Origin of the sequence: Marinobacter sp. EVN1, assembly GCF_000475375.1 — a bacterium.
Classification (GTDB): Bacteria; Pseudomonadota; Gammaproteobacteria; order Pseudomonadales; family Oleiphilaceae; genus Marinobacter; species Marinobacter nauticus.
This window is the reverse complement of record NZ_AXCB01000014.1, coordinates 99,966-117,545: the sequence shown is the minus strand read 5'-3', so window position 1 is coordinate 117,545 and position 17,580 is coordinate 99,966. Positions and strand designations below refer to the sequence as shown.

The following is a 17,580-nucleotide window of genomic DNA, read 5'->3' as shown; positions in this document are numbered from 1 at the left end:
ACTTATTCAGAGCCTCCCTAAAGTCCGTTGGGCCGATGCTGAAAGGTTGCGGCGTTACACCGAAGCTGTTGAAAATTCTGCTGAGGCAAAAGGTGAGATGACGCAAGAGCTGCAAGCCTGGATTGATTGGGCCAGATTGAAAGCTGACTGTCGTGATCCATTGGTGCCAGTTTCTGATGCTGTGCTGGATGGGCCGGAGTCTCAGGCACCGGGTTATCACTACTGGTAGGCTTATTGGCCCAGAACAAATTTGGCGTCGAGGCGGTTTAAAAGCTGGAATGTGGTGATGTAGGGCACACCAAAGCATCACAGATATTAGAGATCTTAACTATGGCACTGTGCCCTCTCACGGGCCCAGGTCAGGGTTGTTGGATTTACTCTGGCGTAGTCGGCTGCCATGATCTAGCTCTTATTAAGAGGTTTGGAGAGTAGTGTAATTCGATGAATCCAGCCTGGCCATCATGTATCGCTGCAAGGCGCAGCCCAAGGTATAGCCGGTTACTGTAATTACCGTAATTACAGTAAACCTGCGGGACTGAGCTTGAATTCAGGAGAGCATAGCTTCTCGGGAGCCTAGTGTTACGATGGCAGAGAAGTGTTCAATCCGCTGCTGAAGTATGATTTACCTCAAGAAAACACAATTTTCTTCACTTGTCCCCCGAGTGAACCCCGAAGGTCAGGCAAGCTATTGATATTCAATATCTCTTTACTTTTTGCATCGGAAAATAACAAGGACTCACCATGACCAACTCTCTTACCCGCTCCACCTCTTGGCTTATGGCTCTGATGGCCGCTGCCCTGATGTCTGGCTGCAGTACCGTTTATTACAACGCCATGGAAAAACTGGGGTTTGAAAAACGCGATATTCTGGTCGACCGGGTGGGCGAAGCGCGGGATGCCCAGAGTGATGCACAGGAAACCTTCCGCTCATCCCTGGCACGGTTCCAGAGTGTGGTGGATACCCCGGATACCGAGCTCAAGACCAAATACGAAGAAGTCCGGGATGCCTATGAAGACAGTGAGGACGCTGCCGAGGAGGTGCGTGACCGCATCGATGCGGTTGAAGGTGTTTCCCAGGCTCTGTTTGCGGAATGGGAAGCCGAGCTGGACCGGTACGAAAGCGCCTCCCTGCGCCGGAGCAGCGAGCAACAACTGCGGGAAACCCGCAGCCAATATGACCAGCTGATTCGCCGGATGCATCAGGCCGAAGCGCGCATGGAGCCGGTGCTGCAGGCCTTTGAGGATCAGATGCTGTATCTGAAACACAACCTGAATGCCCAGGCTATCGGTGCGCTGGAAAATGAACTGGGCCGTATTCGCAGCGATGTGGATACCCTGATCCGCAACATGGAAGCCTCCATTGCCGAATCGGAAGCGTTTATCCAGCGTTTCCGGCAATAGCGGTTCCTTACGAAAACAAACAGTTTATCTGTAAAACAACGTCAAAAGCTCGGGTAAACTCCACCACTGTCTCATTGTGCCGCTGCCTGTGCAGCGGACTAAGTCATTCGTGGTAAAGGAGATAACCCGTGCGCAAGTTGGCCTGCCTGTTCGCTGCCACGCTGGTGTTTGCCGGCGTTTCTGTGCCCGCCCTGGGCTCAGACAAACTCTACATCTACACTGAGAACTTTCCCCCGTACAACATGAGTTCCACCGGCCGTGCGTTTGAGCACAACGGCGATGGAATTGATGGTCTGTGTACCGAGATGGTGAAAGCGGTGCTGCAGGCGTCCGGGCTGGACCATGTGATCAAGCTTCGGAACTGGGATTACGGTTACAACCGGGCCCTGAACAAGAAGAACCACGGCATTTTCTGCACCACCTATACCGAAAGCCGGGCGCCCCAGTTCAAGTGGGTGGGGCCACTGGCCAACAACCTGTGGACCATCTTTGCCCCGGCCGGTACCAATCTGCAGATTGACGATCTGGAAGATACCCGTGGCTTGCTGTATGCCGGTTATCGCGGTGATGTCATGACCGAATACCTGCTGGAGCGCGGCTATAAGGTCTCGGAGATGGAAAGCGACGATCTGAACCCGAAGCGTCTGGAACTGGGGCAGGTTGACCTCTGGATTGCGGACCAGCTGGCCGGGCCCTATTTTGCCTCCCAGCAGGATGTGGAAGGGCTGGTTCCGGTGTATTCGTTCAACAAGACCGAACTGTACCTGGCCATGAACATGGAAACGCCGGACGAGGTGATCCAGAAACTGAATCAGGGCCTGGAAACCATCAAGAACAACGGAATCTACGAGGCTATTGAGACCAAGTACGGTCTCTGATCAGAGTTTTGATCCGTTACAAAAGGGGAAGCCTGTGGCTTCCCCTTTTTCGTTATTGGGCCATCGCTTAACCGGTGCGGCGCAGATCCGGTGAACGAACCGGGCGCAGGGCCTCGGTATGGCTGCGATTACCCAGAAAGTCGGGCCGCGGTTTGTTGCCGCAGAATGGCTGTTCCAGACGGTTTTCCACACTGTTGTAGACGAAGAACAGATTGCTGCGGGGCCAGGGTGACATATTGGCATTGGAGGCATGCAACGTGTTGCACTCGAATATGATCAGAGAGCCCGCTGGCCCGGTAGGCGCCTGGATGCCGAACTGATCGGCCATCTTCTGCAGGTCCTGCTCGTTAGGCACCCCCAGTTCCTGTTTTTTCAGGGAGGACTGATAGTTGTCCTCGGGCGTGCGGCCGACACAGGGCACAAACGTCTTGTGAGAGCCGGGAATCAGCATCAACGGGCCGTTGAATGGTGTGTTGTCGGTAAGGGCGATGGAAAAGCTGACGGCCCGCATTCGGGGCATACCATCCTCGGCGTGCCAGGTCTCGAAATCCGAATGCCAGTCAAAGCCCTTGCCGTGGAAACCGGGTTTGAAATTGATGCGGGACTGGTGGATGTAGGCATCACTGCCCAGCAGCTGGTGCACCATATCCAGCAGGCGGGTATCCCGGGTCAGCCGGTCGAAGCGATCAGACAGCTCATGGATCCCGAAGATGGAGCGGATTTCCTGCTTGCCCGGCTCGGTAATAGTGCCTTCGGAACGCAGGATGCTGTCGTCATTCTCATAGGCTCGCAGGTCGTCCCGGAAACGTTTGACGGTTTCCTGATCCAGAAAGTTGTTGAATACCAGAAAGCCGTCCCGTTCATACCGGGCCAGTTCGGTTTCGCTCAGCGGCCCATTGTGGCGGTCGGTTCCCTGGCTGTGGATAACCGGGTCCTTGCGCTCGAAACTCTCTGCCGGGCGCTCGAGGCGGGTGGGATAAAAGTCGTCAGTACGATTGTCCATTTTCGAACCTCCTTCTTTTATACGCGAGAATGGTGATGTCTCTAAAAGTCGTTAAACCTCAGTGCATTGTGAGAAAAGTGGTAAGGCAGGGGGAAAGTTGAGGTCGTATCAACGGGATTTCAACCCCGGTTTCCGGATGGTCATGAACAGGCAAAAATGTCCCGGGCAGCGCCCGGGACGGGAAAATACCGGAGGTTAACCGGTAAAGGCCATCTCTTCCGGCGCCACCTGCATGAGGTTGCGGGTCGGGCTCAGCATGCTGGTGGCGTGGGCCTGGGCCCGGGGCAGCAAGCGCTCATAATAGAACTCGGCGGTCGCCAGCTTGGTGCGGTAAAAGGCGTCAGATTCATCGCCGCCGTTTTCCAGTTTATCGCTGGCCACCGCCGCCTGGCGTAGCCACATATACGCCATGGTCACGTAGCCGCTGTACATCAGGAAGTCGTTGGCGGCGGCGCTGACCACGTCGCGATCCTTGCGTGCTGCCAGCATCACGCGCACGGTCAGCAGGTTCCACTGGGCGGTCAGTTTCAGCAGCTCCACCGCCATCGGCCGCAGTTGTTTGTTGGTCAGGTGCTTGCGGGCAAAATTGGCCACCTTGAGGGTGAATTCCCGCACTGCTCCGCCCTGGGTCATCAGCAAGACCTTGCGCCCGAGCAGGTCCAGCGCCTGGATGCCGGTTGTACCTTCGTACAGGGTGGCAATACGGGTATCCCGGACAATCTGCTCCATACCGTGTTCGCGGATGTAGCCATGACCGCCGAACACCTGCATGCCCAGGTTGGTGGCCTCACAGCCCAGCTCGGTCAGGAATCCCTTAAGGATTGGCGTCAGGAAGCCGAGTTTGTCGTCATATTTCTCAACCTTGGCGGTATCGCCTGCGGTATGCGCTTCCACCATATGGTCCGCGATCTTGGCGGCGTAATAGAGCATGGAGCGGCCGCCTTCCGCGATGGCTTTCTGGGTCAGCAGCATACGCCGGACATCGGCATGGTGAATCAGGCTGTCTGCAACCTCATCCGGCTCTTTCTTGCCGGACAGCGCCCGCATGGAACGGCGCTCCCTGGCGTAATCCAGAGCCCACTGATAGGACAGCTCGGCGGGGCCAACCCCCTGAATTGCCGTACCGATGCGGGCTGTGTTCATAAAGGTGAACATGCACTCCAGGCCCTGATTCTCCGGGCCGATCAGATAGCCGGTGGCGCCATCGAAATTCATCACACAGGTGGCCGAAGCCTTGATGCCCATTTTCTTCTCCAGCGCGCCGCAACTGACGGCGTTGCGCTCACCGACACCGCCCTGGGCATCGGGCAGGAACTTGGGCACGATAAACAGGCTGATGCCTTTGGTGCCTTTCGGGGCATCCGGCAGACGGGCCAGCACGATGTGAACGATGTTTTCGGTCAGATCGTGCTCACCTGAGGAAATGAAGATCTTGGTGCCTGTGAGTTTGTAGCTGCCGTCGGCCTGGGGTTCGGCCCGGGTTTTGACCTGGCCCAGGTCGGTACCGCACTGGGGCTCGGTCAGGCACATGGTGCCGCCCCAGCGGCCTTCGGTCAGCGGCGCCAGATAAGTCTGTTGCTGCTGCTCATCGCCGTGCAGATAGATGGTGTTCATGGCCCCCAGGGACAGGCCCGGGTACATGGAAAAGGACCAGTTGGCGGTGCCCATCATTTCCTGCTTCAGCAGGCCCATGGAGGCCGGCAGGCCCTGGCCCCCGAATTCCTCCGGTGCCGAAAGGCCCTGCCAGCCGCCCATCACATATTGCTCGTAGGCTTCTTTATAGCCCTTTGGGGTGATCACTTCACCGTTTTCCAGGTGGCACCCTTCTTCGTCGCCGGACTGATACAGCGGGCTCAGCACCTCTTCGCAGAAACGGCCGCATTCGCTCAGAATGGCGTCGACAATGTCGGGCGTGGCGTTCTCACCGGAGGCCAGTGTCTGGTAGTGCCGCGGGTAATCGAATACGTCATTGAGCAGGAATTTCATGTCCCTCAGGGGCGCTTTATACACAGGCATAGCCAGTCCTCACATGCATTGATCATCCGGAATTGGTTGGGCCAGAAAGGCCACTGTGTGTGCAGTTGTACGGTATTCCCGGCGGGCTGCCATTGACGGAAAGCGCTGGTGCTGATGTCAGAATGGACAATTGGCTGAAATGACGGTTGGGCCCGGGGACTGATCGGGCACGGTCATGGGACCGTAATGCTGTAAACGTTCTGTTGCTATCCGGTAGTCGCCAAGGAGTGTAAAAGTCATGCAAACGCAGCCTTTCCCCGGTCTTTTCCATGGTCTTCGAAGCGGTGGTCTTATACTGTTAATGACCCTGATGCTGGCAGGGTGTGCCGGGCCGAATCTGGAGGATTATCAGGGCCAGGCACCGGAGCTGGTGCCCTCGGAGTTTTTCCGGGGCGAACTTTCGGCCCGGGGTGTGGTCAAGGACTACGCCGGCCAGGTTATCCGTACCTTCGACGCAGACATTGTGGCCAGTTGGGATGAAAACGGTGTCGGTACGCTGGATGAAGTGTTCCGTTTCAACGACGGCGAGGTCCAGACCCGGATCTGGACGCTGACACCGGACAACGGCAGCTATCACGCCAGCGCCGGCGACGTGGTGGAAGCCGGCACCATGCGCTGGCAGGGCAACGCCATACACATGAATTATGTCCTGCGGGTGGCATACGGCGATGGCACGATCGATGTCCGGATGGACGACTGGATGTACCTGGTTACTCCCGACACCCTGATCAACCAGACCACCATGAGCAAGTGGGGTGTCGATGTGGGTGAAGTGGTGTTGGTGATTCAGAAACATGAAAGCGGGGCTGTCCCGCAGAACTGAACTCGGAAAGGTTTGCGATACCCATGTGGAAGCAATGGCTGATTGCGGTGGTACTGGTTGCAGCGGGTGCCGGAAGTGCGGTGTTCTTTCTGTCAATGGATTCCTCGTCCACAGAACAGGCCGGTGAGGAGCCGAGGGCCAGCAAAGTCAGTGCAGTGGCGCCCAGATTGCAGCAGGTCAGGGATGAGATTCGTTCGGTGGCCAACCTCAAGGCACTGAATGCCGTGGAACTGACCACCGAAGTCACCGGTCGGGTGGTGCAGATCAACCTCGAACCCGGACAGAAAGTATCTCAGGGCGATGTCCTGTTACGTCTCGACGATCGTCAGGCCCGTGCCGATCTCCAGGTGATTGAAGCCCAGCTGGCCGATGCCAGGCGGCAACTGGAGCGGGCCCAGCGTTTGCGCTCCAACAATAGCGTGTCCCAGTCCCAGGTGGATGAACTGGTCACCGCCGTGAGTGTGGCTGAAGCCCAGCGACAGGCTGCCCGGGTGCGGCTGGAAAACCATCGCATTGAAGCGCCGTTCTCCGGTGTGGTGGGCCTGAGCGACATCAGCGTGGGGGCGTATTTGCAAGCGGGCACCACCATTACCACGCTGGACACCACCGATCGTATGGAAATGGGTTTTGCGGTTCCGGAACGTTTTGTCGGCCAGGTTCGGGTAGGCCAATCGGTGATTGCCTCCTCGCCGGCATTCCCAGACGAGGTCTTCCGGGGAGAGCTGGTGGAATTGGCCACCCGCATCAGCGAATTGAGCCGAACCCTGTCGGTGCGAGCCATTATCGATAATCCGGACGGTCGTCTGCGGCCGGGCCAGTTCATGTCGGCGTCACTGACCCTGCAGGAACGGGAAGGGCTGGTGATTCCGGAGCAGGCAGTGATGATTCGTGGCGACGACAAGTATGTGTTTGTTGCCGAAGACGGCGTGGCACGCCGGGTATCGGTGGCGACCGGTTCGCGCATGCCCGGTCTGGTGGAAATTACCTCCGGCCTGACCCTGGACGACGCCGTAGTGGTAACCGGGCAGGATCGCCTGAGTACCGGCGACCGCATTGAAGTACAGAGTAACGACCAGGCGATTCCGGAAAACCGGTTTGCCCGGACCGTGGAGTCCTGATCGATGGTGCTGTCCGATGTCTCCATCAAACGCCCGGTGTTTGCCACCGTTCTGAGCCTGCTGATTGTCGTATTCGGCGTGGCCGCCTTGCTGGGCTTGCCGGTTCGGGAATATCCGGATATTGATCCGCCGGTGGTTTCGGTGTCCACCGATTACACCGGCGCTGCGGCGGAAGTGGTCGACACCCAGATTACCCAGGTGATTGAAGGGGCCATCAGTGGCATTGAAGGCATTCGCTCCATCGAATCCTCAACCGAACAGGGTGAATCCAGAACCTCAATAGAATTTGATACCTCCCGGGATGTAGACATTGCCGCCAACGACGTACGCGATGCGGTGTCCCGGGTTCTGAACCAGTTGCCGGATGAGGCCGATCCTCCGGTGGTTCAAAAAGCCGATTCCGATGCCCGGCCAATGATGTGGATAACTCTGATCAGTGACGTCTGGGACAGTGCCGAACTCAGTGACTTCGCCGATCGGGTTCTGGCAGACCGGTTATCGGTTCTGGACGGTGTTGCCGATGTCCGGATTGGCGGTGAACGCCGTTACGCCATCCGGGTCTGGCTCGACCGCACCCGCCTGGCGGCCCGGAACATAACCGTTGCTGAGGTGGAGCAGGCACTGCGGCAGAACAACGTGGAGTTACCGGCCGGTTCAGTGGACTCCTCCACCCGCAACTTTACCGTGCGCGCGGAAGGGCGGTTGTCAAATGTGGAAGATTTCCGCAATCTGGTGATCCGCCGGGATGGCAACGACCTGTTGCGCCTGGGCGAGGTTGCCAATGTTCAGGTCGGGGTGGAATCGGATGTTGGTCGTTTGCGGGCCAATGGCGAAACCGCTATCGGGATGGGGGTAATCCGCCAGTCCAAGGCCAACACGGTAGCGGTGTCGGATGCGGTGAAGGCGGAGCTGGTGAAGATTCGCGAGACCTTGCCGCCGGAAGTGCGTATTGCCGAGAGCTATGACGAATCGGTGTTTATTCGGGCTTCGATCAAAGAGGTTCTGACCACGCTGGCGATTGCGGTATCGCTGGTGATACTGGTTATTTTCCTGTTCCTGCGCTCCTGGCGCGCAACCCTGATTCCGGCGGTCACCATTCCGGTGGCGGTGATCGGTGCGTTTATCGGCCTGGGTTTCCTGGGCTTTTCCATCAACGTGCTGACCCTGTTGGCCATCATTCTGGCCATCGGCCTGGTGGTGGACGATGCCATTGTCATGCTGGAGAACATCCAGCGTCGCATTGATGAAGGCGAACCACCGTTGCTGGCGGCCTACCGGGGCGCCAAGCAGGTGGCTTTCGCGGTGATCGCCACCACGCTGACTCTGGTGGCGGTATTTGTGCCCATCTCGTTCATGGGCGGCAACGTGGGCCGGTTGTTTGCGGAATTCGGCTTCACCCTGGCTGCCGCCGTGGTGGTCTCCAGCCTGGTAGCTCTGACCCTGGCGCCGATGCTCTGTTCCAAGTGGCTCCGGCACAGTCCCGAAAGTGCCGAGGGGCATCGGCTCTGGGCCTTCAGTGAGCGCATCCTGAACGGCCTCACCCACGGCTATCAGAGAATGCTGCGGTTTTCCCTGAACCAGCCCGGGCTGTTGCTCGGGCTCGGTATCGTCGGGCTGATTGTGGCGGTGGTGATTTTTCCCCGTTTGCCCCAGGAACTGGCCCCGACCGAAGACCGCGGCGTAATCATCATGCCCGTCAGCGCGCCCCGGGGTTCGACGGTTGAATTCACCGATCACTTTGTCAAACAGGCCGAAGAGCGACTGTTGCCCTACCTGGATGACGGTATCGCCGAGCGTTTCCTGTCCATCGTCGGATTCCGGGATGAAGAAGACAATGCCTTCATGATCATGGGGTTGGTGCCCTGGGAACAGCGGGAGATCAAGCAGCAGCAGGTCACCACCGAGATTCGCGACAAGCTGTCTGACATTTCCGGGGTGCGGATCAGTGTCATTAACCCGCCGGGGCTTGGCCAGCGCGGCTTCAATCAGCCAGTGGAGTTTGTCATTGCCGGCCCCGACTACGAGTCGGTGCAGGCCTGGAGTGAGGAGATCGTTGAACGGGCAAAGGAAAACCCGAATCTGCTGAATGTCGACACAGATTTTGAGCTGACCCGGCCGGAACTGAAGGTCAACATTGACCGCGACCGGGCAGCGGATCTGGATATCACCATCGAAGACGTAGGCCTCACCCTGCAGACCATGCTCGCTTCCCGGCAGGTAACCACCTATCTGGATCGGGGCCGGGAATACGACGTCATTATACAGGCGGACGATGCCGACCGGGCCACGCCCGGTGATATGGAGCAGATCTTCCTGCGGCCTCGGGCAGGTGGGGAACTGATTCCGCTCAAGGCTCTGGTATCTGTGGAAGAGATCGGGGCCAATCCGGATCTGCGCCGGATTGACCGGCTGCCGGCGGTGGTGGTGAGTGCGTCCCTGGCCGAGGGCTATGACCTGGGTTCAGCGCTGACCTACCTGAATAACCTGGCTGTGGATAACCTGCCGCCGGAGGCTCGCCTCAGTTACAAGGGCCTGTCCCAGGAATTCCAGGATTCCTCGGCGGCCATCTACCTGACCTTCGGGCTGGCGTTTATTATCGTGTTCCTGGTGCTGGCGGCCCAGTTCGAGAGCTGGATCCACCCGCTGATTATCATGCTGTCGGTGCCGCTGGCGGTGACCGGTGCGCTGATCGCGCTGGCCTGGTCGGGCATCAGTCTGAACATCTACAGCCAGATTGGCATCATCATGCTGCTGGGACTGATGGCCAAGAACGGAATTTTGATCGTGGAATTTGCCAACCAGCTTCGGGACAAGGGCTACGAGGTGAAAGAAGCCATTCTGGAAGGCGCCAGCCTGCGCTTCCGTCCGGTACTGATGACCACCATATCTACGGTGTTCGGGGCGGTTCCGCTGGTGATTGCCACTGGTGCCGGGGCCGAGAGCCGGGCGGCTATCGGCATGGTGATCCTGGGTGGCCTGATTTTCGCCACCACCCTGACTCTGTTCATTATCCCGGTGTTGTACAACCTTCTGGCCCGCTTTGCGAAATCCTCGAACGCGGTGGAGCAGGAGCTGGAACGCCTGGCAGCGGGCCCATCCGGCGGTAGCAGTTCGGCGGCGGTGCCACAGCGCAAGGCGGACGATTTCTGAACCCGACCGGGTGAAATCCCGGTATCAAAGGGTGTCCGGGAACAGAACCTGACCGTCCAGGACCTCATCCGGATGGATATCCACGCAGAAGATCCGGTGGCCCTGGGCCTGACGACAGCGCTGGCGAGCCTGCGTGGAAATTGGCCCTTTGTTGGTGCACTTGCGTTCAGGGGTACCGGTTGTTGCACCGTATATAGGCATTCGGTAAAAACGCTGTGGATAATTACTGGGATAATTTGCGAATAATGCCAGAGTAATTTAACTAAATTTTTATTTAACAAATAGTTACCGACGTTTTTGGCTGTAAGTGAAGGCATCAATTGTGTGGATAACTTTTTGAAAACTTTTTTGAACAATGTATGACAAGGCTATGAAATCCTGAAACTTTCGGAATTTCCTTATCCTGTACGAACCCTGTCAGAGAGCCGCGTCGCACTGATATTCGGCCAAGGCCAGCCGACAGGGTTTTTATTCACCTCGTTGCTGGTTAAAATTTGCACATTCCGACTGCAATTTCCCGGGCGAGGCGTTATACTCGCCGCCCTGTTTTTTTCCCCGATTTCCGAGGTGTAGTGTGGAGTTTCCGACCCGTTTCGATGTCATTGTCATTGGTGGTGGCCATGCCGGTACTGAAGCCGCCCTGGCGGCAGCGCGTATGGGTTCGCAAACCCTGCTGCTGACCCACAACATTGAGACTCTGGGGCAGATGTCCTGTAACCCGGCCATCGGTGGCATTGGCAAGAGCCATCTGGTGAAGGAAATCGATGCCCTGGGCGGTGCCATGGCCCGGGCTACAGACCAGGCCGGTATCCAGTTCCGGGTACTCAACAGCCGCAAGGGCCCGGCCGTACGCGCCACCCGCGCCCAGGCTGACCGGATTCTGTACAAGGCAGCCATTCGCCACATGCTGGAAAACCAGCCCAACCTGACCCTGTTCCAGCAGGCGGCCGATGACCTGGTTGTGGAAAACGACCAGGTTGTGGGCGTGGTCACCCAGACCGGCATCCGTTTCAACGCCAAGACGGTGGTGCTGACCACCGGCACCTTCCTTGGCGGCGTTATCCACATCGGCATGCAGAACCATGCCGGTGGCCGTGCCGGTGATGCGCCGGCCAATGCCCTGGCCAGGCGCCTGCGGGAACTGCCGTTCAACGTCGGCCGCCTGAAAACCGGTACACCGCCGCGTATCGACGCCCGCACCGTGGATTTCTCCGCGATGCAGCAGCAGTGGGGCGACGACCCGACCCCGGTGATGTCGTTTATCGGCAGCCGTGACGAGCACCCGGAGCAGATCTGCTGCTACGTGACCCGCACCACCGAAGAAACCCACGACATCATCCGCAGTGGTTTTGACCGCTCGCCCATGTTTGCCGGCAACATCGAGGGCGTGGGCCCGCGTTATTGCCCGTCCATCGAGGACAAGGTCAACCGCTTTGCCGACAAGGATTCGCACCAGATTTTCGTCGAGCCCGAAGGCCTGACCACCAACGAGCTGTACCCGAATGGTATTTCCACCAGCTTGCCGTTTGATATCCAGCTCAAGGCAGTGCGCTCGATTCCCGGTTTCGAGAACGCCCACATCCTGCGCCCGGGCTATGCCATCGAGTATGACTACCTGAACCCGCAGGACCTGCGCCACACCCTGGAAACCAAGTTTATCCAGGGCCTGTACTTTGCCGGCCAGATCAACGGCACCACCGGTTACGAAGAAGCTGGCGCCCAGGGCTTGCTGGCGGGCATCAACGCCTCGCTGCGGGCCCGGGACCAAGAAGAGTGGTACCCGCGCCGGGATGAGGCCTATCTGGGCGTACTGGTGGACGACCTGATCACCATGGGCACCCAGGAGCCCTACCGTATGTTTACCAGCCGTGCCGAATACCGGCTGATCCTGCGGGAGGACAACGCCGACCTGCGCCTGACCGAAACCGGCCGCAAGCTGGGCCTGGTGGACGACGAACGCTGGCAGAAGTTCAGCGAGAAGTGCGAAGGCATTGCCAAAGAGCGTAGCCGCCTGGAAAGCACCCGCATCCATCCGAACACCGAGGCGGGTGAGCGAGCCAATGGCTACCTGAAACAGCCGATGACCCGTGACCAGTCTCTGGCAGAGCTGCTGCGCCGTCCGGAGATTGTCTACGATCACATCGCCGAGATCGGGGCCGAACGGGCGGAGGACCCGAACGTTGCCGATCAGGTGGAAATCGAGATCAAATACGAAGGCTATATCTCCCGGCAGGCGGACGAGATCGAGCGCCTGCGCAAGAACGAGAACACCGCGTTGCCGCTGGATCTGGATTACGACGTCATCGGTGGCCTGTCCAACGAAATCAAGCAGAAGCTCAAGGACGTGCGCCCGGAAACGGTGGCTCAGGCGTCCCGTATCCAAGGTGTGACCCCGGCGGCGGTCAGTCAGATTCTGGTGCATCTGAAAAAGCGCGACCTGTTGAAAAAGCAGAGCGCCTGAGATGAGTTATCCACAGTGGCCCGGCCAGCTTCGGGACGGCCTCGCGGCCATGAACCTGTCTTTGTCCGACAGCCAGCAGCAACAGTTGCTGGCTTTTCTGGCTCTGCTGAACAAGTGGAACAAGGCCTACAACCTGACCGCCGTGCGGGATGAGCGGGTCATGGTCTCCCGCCAGTTGCTGGACAGTCTGAGCATCCTGCCCTGGGTGACCACAGACCATTTGCTGGATGTGGGCGCCGGCGGCGGCCTGCCGGGTATTCCGCTGGCCATTGTGTTCCCGGAAAAACGCTTTACCCTGCTGGACAGCAACGGTAAGAAAACCCGATTCCTGAATCAGTGTGTGCTTGAGCTCGGGCTGGACAACGTTGAAGTTATCCACGGCCGGGCGGAAGACTGCCAGCCCGATCAGCCCTTCACCCAGATCAGCAGCCGGGCCTTCACCGCGCTGGAAAACCTGGTGACCTGGTGTGGTGGTCTGCTCGCGAATGACGGCGAGTTCCTTGCCATGAAAGGCCAGTATCCGGATGATGAAGTAGCTGCCCTTCCGGCGGGCTGGCAGGTAGAATCCAGCCATTCCCTGACCGTCCCCGGAGCCGACGGCGAACGGCATTTACTGATCGTCGCCCGGGCTGAACGACACCGGTAACCCTCAACAGCAGGAGGCAAAGCATGGCGCGCGTGATTGCAGTGACCAATCAGAAAGGCGGTGTGGGCAAAACCACCACCTGCGTCAATCTTGCCGCGTCTCTGGCGGCCACCAAGCGCCGGGTGCTGCTGGTGGATATGGATCCCCAGGGCAATGCCACCATGGGCAGCGGTGTGGATAAAAATTCCCTGGAGCTGTCCGGATACGATGTGCTGACCAAACGGGCTACTCCGGCGGACGTGATCGTCCACGCCGAGGCCTCCGGTTTTGACCTGCTGCCCGCCAACGGTGACCTGACCGCCGCCGAAGTGGAGCTGATGAACGAGATTGGCCGGGAACACCGGTTACGGCTGACCCTCAACACCGTTCGGGAAAACTACGACTACATCCTGATTGATTGCCCGCCTTCACTCAGTCTGCTGACCGTGAATGCTCTGTCTGCCGCGGATTCGGTACTGATCCCGATGCAGTGTGAATATTATGCCCTGGAAGGGCTGGCGGCACTGATGAACACCGTCCAGCAGATTCAGGAAACGGTCAATCCCAATCTGGAGATTGAGGGTATCCTGCGCACCATGTACGACCCCCGCAATAGCCTGACTCTGGATGTCTCCGGTCAGCTCAGTGAATATTTCGGTGACAAGGTTTACCGGGCGGTGATTCCCCGCAACGTCCGGCTGGCAGAAGCGCCCAGCTACGGCATGCCGGCACTCAAGTATGATCGGGTGTCCAAGGGTGCGGTGGCATATCTGGCGCTGGCTGGCGAGATGGTACGCCGGCACGGATCGAAAAAGACATCGCCCGCGGTTGCGGTGTAACATAGACCGCCGTCAGGCAACCATGCACCCACTATTTCAACAGGAAGAATGACAACTACCATGGCGGCGAAGAAGCGAGGCTTGGGCGAACGGGGACTGGGGGCACTGCTCCAGGGCTCGAAGGTGAATCTCAATCAGGAGATCAGTGATCACGATGGTGAACTGCGTGAGATCCCGGTCGACCTGATCCAGCGTGGTCGTTATCAGCCGCGCCGGGATATGGACCCCGCCGCTCTGCAGGAACTGGCAGACTCCATTCGTCAGCAGGGCGTGATGCAGCCGGTCGTGGTGCGTCCGGTTTCGGAAGGCCGTTATGAACTGATTGCCGGTGAGCGCCGCTGGCGTGCCACCCAGCTGGCAGAACTGGACCGTATTCCTGCCATTATCCGCGATGTCCCGGATGAAGCCGCCATTGCGATGGCGCTGATCGAGAACATCCAGCGCGAAAACCTGAACCCTATTGAAGAAGCCTTCGCCCTGCAGCGCCTGCAGGACGAGTTCGGCCTGACCCAGGCTCAGGTGGCCGAGGCGGTGGGCAAGTCCCGAACGACGATCACCAACCTGTTACGGTTGATCGGCCTGACCGAAGACGTAAGGGTAATGCTGGAGCATGGTGATCTGGAAATGGGCCACGGCCGTGCCATGCTCACCCTGCCACCGGAGCAGCAGATGCAAGTGGCCCGTCAGGTGGTCGCCAAATCGCTGTCGGTACGCCAGACTGAAGCCCTGGTGCGCCGGGTTCAGCAGGAAAAACCGGAAGACAAAGCCAGCGCTAAGCCGGCTCTGGATCCGAACATCCGGGCCCTGCAGGACGATCTGTCTGACCGGCTCGGTGCCCGGGTGGCGATCAATCATGGTAAACGCGGCAAAGGCAAGCTGGTGATTGAGTACAGTTCACTGGACGAGCTTGACGGCATTCTGGGCCACATCCGTTAGTCGGTCCGATAAAACCTGAAAATCATCCTAAAGTCCCGTCTGGTGCCGGAAACACCACATGTGGTTGTGGTGATCGATGAGCAACACAACCTGTGTAAAACTTCAGGTTTCGGCGGCAAAATCTGCTCACTTTTTCGCCAATTTTTCCGTGCGGTTATGTTGAACACCTATCGGTTAACACATATAATTCCGCGCGCTTGGAATGACAGCTGGTGATATGAACCGTTCTTCGAGAGCCATCACGTACGTACCACTTGGCAAGTGGTTGATTATAGAGATGGCGGTTCTGCTGATTCTGAGCCTGTTGTGGTTGTTGGAAAGTCGTTTGGCCGGGTATTCCGCCCTCATTGGCGGTCTTATTTTTGTCATACCAAACGCGTACTTTGCTCACCGCGCTTATCGTTATCAGGGTGCCCGACAGATGCACCTGGCAGTGAGCAACATATTCAGGGCAGAGAGCATCAAGCTGGCCCTTACCGCAGTGTTTTTTGCGGCCGTTTTCACTTTAATGGAGCCAGTCCACGTACCGGCTCTGTTATTCACTTTTGCTGTGATGGTTGTGTTGGGTACGGCATTGCGCTGGCTCATCCGGCCGCGACCACAGCGATGACTGGACGAGAGCAGTATGGCAGCTGATACCCCAGTAGAGTATATAAAACACCACCTCACCAACCTTACCTATGGCAAGCTCCCGGAAGGCTATGAGCGCGCGGATGGCAGTGTCGTGCAGGAGGCCACCTGGACCTTCGCACGAACTGGTCAGGAAGCCACAGACATGGGCTTCATGGCAATCCACGTCGATACCCTCGGCTGGTCAATCGCCATGGGTATTCTGTTCCTGGGCCTGTTCCGCTTTGTGGCCAACCGGGTCACCGAAGGCACGCCGAGCGGCTTGCAGAACCTGATCGAGATGACCTTTGAATTTGTTCAGGGCATCGTGCGCGACGTTTTCCACGGCAAGAATCCGCTGATTGCGCCCCTGGCGTTGACGATTTTCGTCTGGATTCTGCTGATGAACATCCTGAAGCTGATCCCCATCGACTATATTCCGTCGATCGCTCACGCGCTGGGGCTTGAGTACTTCAAGATTGTTCCGACCACCGATCCAAATGCCACCTTCGGCATGTCGATTGGTGTGTTCCTGCTGATTCTGTTCTACAGCTTCAAGGTGAAAGGCGTCAGTGGTTTCAGTAAAGAACTGGCCTTCAACCCGTTCAATCATTGGATCATGATCCCGTTCAACCTGCTGCTGGAAATCCTGGCACTGATCATCAAGCCAATCAGTCTGGCGCTGCGTCTGTTCGGTAACATGTACGCTGGTGAAGTTGTGTTTATCCTGATTGCGCTGTTGCCACTGTGGATTCAGTGGACGTTGAACGTTCCCTGGGCGATCTTCCACATTCTGGTTATTCCGCTTCAGGCCTTTATTTTTACGGTGCTTACTGTGGTTTACCTCAGCGCGGCACACGAAGATCACTGATTAACCCTTAAATAAACAAACCCTTAACTATCTGAAAAAACTGAGGAGTCTTCAATGGAAATGGTATTTATCGCAGCTGCGTTGATCATCGGTCTGGGCGCTCTGGGCGCTGGTATCGGTTTCGGTCTGCTGGGCGGCAAACTGCTTGAGTCCACTGCCCGTCAGCCGGAAATGGCCAACCAACTGCAAACCAAAGCCTTCATCATGGCTGGTCTGCTTGACGCGGTTCCCATGATCGGTGTTGGTATCGCGATGTACCTGATCTTCGTTGTTGCTGGTTAATTAAACCGAGAGCTGTGGGCGCCGGCTAAGGCCGCGCCCCTCCTTCCGGAAACCAGGACGCAACGAATAGCAAGAGGTATATCGCCGTGAATATAAACCTTACGTTGATAGGGCAATCGATTGCCTTCGCTATTTTCGTCTGGTTCTGCGTCAAATATGTATGGCCGCCGATTACGGCTGCCATGGAAGCGCGCCAGAAGAAAATTGCAGATGGCCTATCCGCGGCCGATCGGGCATCACTCGATCTCGAACTGGCCCAGGAAAAAGCCACCAAAGAACTGCAAAAGGCGAAAGAAGAAGCTGCAGCCCTGATTGACCAGGCCAACAAGCGTGCCGCCCAGATTGTGGAAGCCTCCAAAGAGGATGCCCGCAAAGAAGGCGAAAAGCTTATTGAGCAGGCCAGGGCGGAAATTCAACAGGAGCGTGTTCAGGCTCGCGACGCACTCAGAGCAGAAGTGGCCACCCTGGCCGTTGCCGGTGCCGAGAAGATTCTGGAAACCTCTGTAGACGCCAAAGCTCACAGCGAGATGCTGGAAAAGCTGGCCGCAGAACTCTAAACGAGGGTCAT

The 17,580-nt window shown here is 57.8% G+C and carries 16 protein-coding genes and 1 pseudogene; 14 read left to right on the top strand and 3 right to left on the bottom strand.

Annotation, left to right across the window (positions count from 1 at the left end):
- The 3 genes and pseudogenes from Q674_RS41435 to Q674_RS27770 all read left to right on the top strand — a co-directional run.
- Positions 1–229, top strand: a pseudogene (locus Q674_RS41435) (hypothetical protein); the annotation flags it as partial.
- A gap of 512 nt (positions 230–741) precedes the next feature.
- A complete protein-coding gene (locus tag Q674_RS27775) occupies positions 742–1,401 on the top strand; it encodes a DUF2959 domain-containing protein (RefSeq protein ID WP_023008496.1) in 660 nt (219 codons plus the stop codon).
- 128 nt (positions 1,402–1,529) lie between these two features.
- Positions 1,530–2,279, top strand: a complete 750-nt coding sequence (locus tag Q674_RS27770; protein WP_023008495.1) for a substrate-binding periplasmic protein — start codon at positions 1,530–1,532, stop codon at positions 2,277–2,279.
- 67 nt (positions 2,280–2,346) lie between these two features.
- On the opposite strand, the gene thpD is transcribed toward Q674_RS27770, so the two are convergent.
- A complete protein-coding gene (thpD, locus tag Q674_RS27765; RefSeq protein WP_023008494.1) occupies positions 2,347–3,282 on the bottom strand; it encodes an ectoine hydroxylase in 936 nt (311 codons plus the stop codon).
- 195 nt (positions 3,283–3,477) lie between these two features.
- Positions 3,478–5,298: an acyl-CoA dehydrogenase C-terminal domain-containing protein gene (locus Q674_RS27760; protein ID WP_014423148.1), complete on the bottom strand. Its 1,821-nt coding sequence runs from the start codon at positions 5,296–5,298 to the stop codon at positions 3,478–3,480.
- A 310-nt stretch (positions 5,299–5,608) separates the two neighbouring features.
- On the opposite strand from Q674_RS27760, the gene Q674_RS27755 reads away from it, so the two are divergent.
- From Q674_RS27755 to Q674_RS27745, 3 genes are read left to right on the top strand one after another with little or no spacing between them, the layout of a single operon-like run.
- A complete protein-coding gene (locus Q674_RS27755) occupies positions 5,609–6,121 on the top strand; it encodes a DUF3833 domain-containing protein (protein WP_374730301.1) in 513 nt (170 codons plus the stop codon).
- Between the two features lie 23 nt (positions 6,122–6,144).
- On the top strand, positions 6,145–7,239 hold the full coding sequence (locus Q674_RS27750) for an efflux RND transporter periplasmic adaptor subunit (RefSeq protein ID WP_023008492.1): 1,095 nt from the start codon (positions 6,145–6,147) through the stop codon (positions 7,237–7,239).
- A gap of 3 nt (positions 7,240–7,242) precedes the next feature.
- Positions 7,243–10,389 (top strand): efflux RND transporter permease subunit, encoded by a 3,147-nt coding sequence (locus tag Q674_RS27745; RefSeq protein ID WP_022992620.1) that lies wholly within the window; start codon positions 7,243–7,245, stop codon positions 10,387–10,389.
- Between the two features lie 24 nt (positions 10,390–10,413).
- Here the strand turns inward: Q674_RS27745 and Q674_RS41310 are convergent, their stop codons facing one another.
- The gene (locus Q674_RS41310; protein ID WP_023008491.1) at positions 10,414–10,590 is read right to left on the bottom strand and encodes a hypothetical protein; all 177 of its coding nucleotides are present in this window, start codon (positions 10,588–10,590) and stop codon (positions 10,414–10,416) included.
- A 373-nt stretch (positions 10,591–10,963) separates the two neighbouring features.
- Between Q674_RS41310 and mnmG the strand changes: the two genes are divergently transcribed.
- The 8 genes from mnmG (at position 10,964) to Q674_RS0120685 (ending at position 17,569) form a co-directional block, all read left to right on the top strand.
- On the top strand, positions 10,964–12,850 hold the full coding sequence (gene mnmG / locus Q674_RS27740; RefSeq protein ID WP_023008490.1) for a tRNA uridine-5-carboxymethylaminomethyl(34) synthesis enzyme MnmG: 1,887 nt from the start codon (positions 10,964–10,966) through the stop codon (positions 12,848–12,850).
- A 1-nt stretch (position 12,851) separates the two neighbouring features.
- Positions 12,852–13,496, top strand: a complete 645-nt coding sequence (rsmG, locus tag Q674_RS27735; RefSeq protein ID WP_022992616.1) for a 16S rRNA (guanine(527)-N(7))-methyltransferase RsmG — start codon at positions 12,852–12,854, stop codon at positions 13,494–13,496.
- 23 nt (positions 13,497–13,519) lie between these two features.
- A complete protein-coding gene (locus Q674_RS27730; protein ID WP_014423140.1) occupies positions 13,520–14,314 on the top strand; it encodes a ParA family protein in 795 nt (264 codons plus the stop codon).
- A 60-nt stretch (positions 14,315–14,374) separates the two neighbouring features.
- On the top strand, positions 14,375–15,250 hold the full coding sequence (locus tag Q674_RS27725; protein ID WP_023008489.1) for a ParB/RepB/Spo0J family partition protein: 876 nt from the start codon (positions 14,375–14,377) through the stop codon (positions 15,248–15,250).
- A gap of 217 nt (positions 15,251–15,467) precedes the next feature.
- Entirely contained in the window at positions 15,468–15,860 is a 393-nt protein-coding gene (locus Q674_RS27720) for an ATP synthase subunit I (protein ID WP_036149719.1), read from the top strand.
- 15 nt (positions 15,861–15,875) lie between these two features.
- Entirely contained in the window at positions 15,876–16,730 is an 855-nt protein-coding gene (atpB, locus tag Q674_RS27715) for a F0F1 ATP synthase subunit A (protein ID WP_011787282.1), read from the top strand.
- 54 nt (positions 16,731–16,784) lie between these two features.
- Complete coding sequence (gene atpE / locus Q674_RS27710) at positions 16,785–17,012, top strand: F0F1 ATP synthase subunit C (RefSeq protein WP_014423137.1); 228 nt, start codon at positions 16,785–16,787, stop codon at positions 17,010–17,012.
- Between the two features lie 86 nt (positions 17,013–17,098).
- Positions 17,099–17,569: a F0F1 ATP synthase subunit B gene (locus tag Q674_RS0120685; protein WP_011787280.1), complete on the top strand. Its 471-nt coding sequence runs from the start codon at positions 17,099–17,101 to the stop codon at positions 17,567–17,569.
- Positions 17,570–17,580: the final 11 nt, after the last annotated feature.

Excerpts from the sequence above, each read along its gene's own strand:
- Q674_RS27775 (WP_023008496.1), top strand. The coding sequence starts at position 742 with ATGACCAACTCTCTTACCCGCTCCACCTCTTGGCTTATGGCTCTGATG.
- thpD (WP_023008494.1), bottom strand. The coding sequence starts at position 3,282 with ATGGACAATCGTACTGACGACTTTTATCCCACCCGCCTCGAGCGCCCG.
- Q674_RS27760 (WP_014423148.1), bottom strand. The coding sequence starts at position 5,298 with ATGCCTGTGTATAAAGCGCCCCTGAGGGACATGAAATTCCTGCTCAAT.
- Q674_RS27755 (WP_374730301.1), top strand. The coding sequence starts at position 5,609 with ATGCTGGCAGGGTGTGCCGGGCCGAATCTGGAGGATTATCAGGGCCAG.
- Q674_RS27750 (WP_023008492.1), top strand. The coding sequence starts at position 6,145 with ATGTGGAAGCAATGGCTGATTGCGGTGGTACTGGTTGCAGCGGGTGCC.
- Q674_RS27745 (WP_022992620.1), top strand. The coding sequence starts at position 7,243 with ATGGTGCTGTCCGATGTCTCCATCAAACGCCCGGTGTTTGCCACCGTT.
- Q674_RS41310 (WP_023008491.1), bottom strand. The coding sequence starts at position 10,590 with ATGCCTATATACGGTGCAACAACCGGTACCCCTGAACGCAAGTGCACC.
- rsmG (WP_022992616.1), top strand. The coding sequence starts at position 12,852 with ATGAGTTATCCACAGTGGCCCGGCCAGCTTCGGGACGGCCTCGCGGCC.
- Q674_RS27730 (WP_014423140.1), top strand. The coding sequence starts at position 13,520 with ATGGCGCGCGTGATTGCAGTGACCAATCAGAAAGGCGGTGTGGGCAAA.
- Q674_RS27725 (WP_023008489.1), top strand. The coding sequence starts at position 14,375 with ATGGCGGCGAAGAAGCGAGGCTTGGGCGAACGGGGACTGGGGGCACTG.
- Q674_RS27720 (WP_036149719.1), top strand. The coding sequence starts at position 15,468 with ATGAACCGTTCTTCGAGAGCCATCACGTACGTACCACTTGGCAAGTGG.
- atpB (WP_011787282.1), top strand. The coding sequence starts at position 15,876 with ATGGCAGCTGATACCCCAGTAGAGTATATAAAACACCACCTCACCAAC.
- atpE (WP_014423137.1), top strand. The coding sequence starts at position 16,785 with ATGGAAATGGTATTTATCGCAGCTGCGTTGATCATCGGTCTGGGCGCT.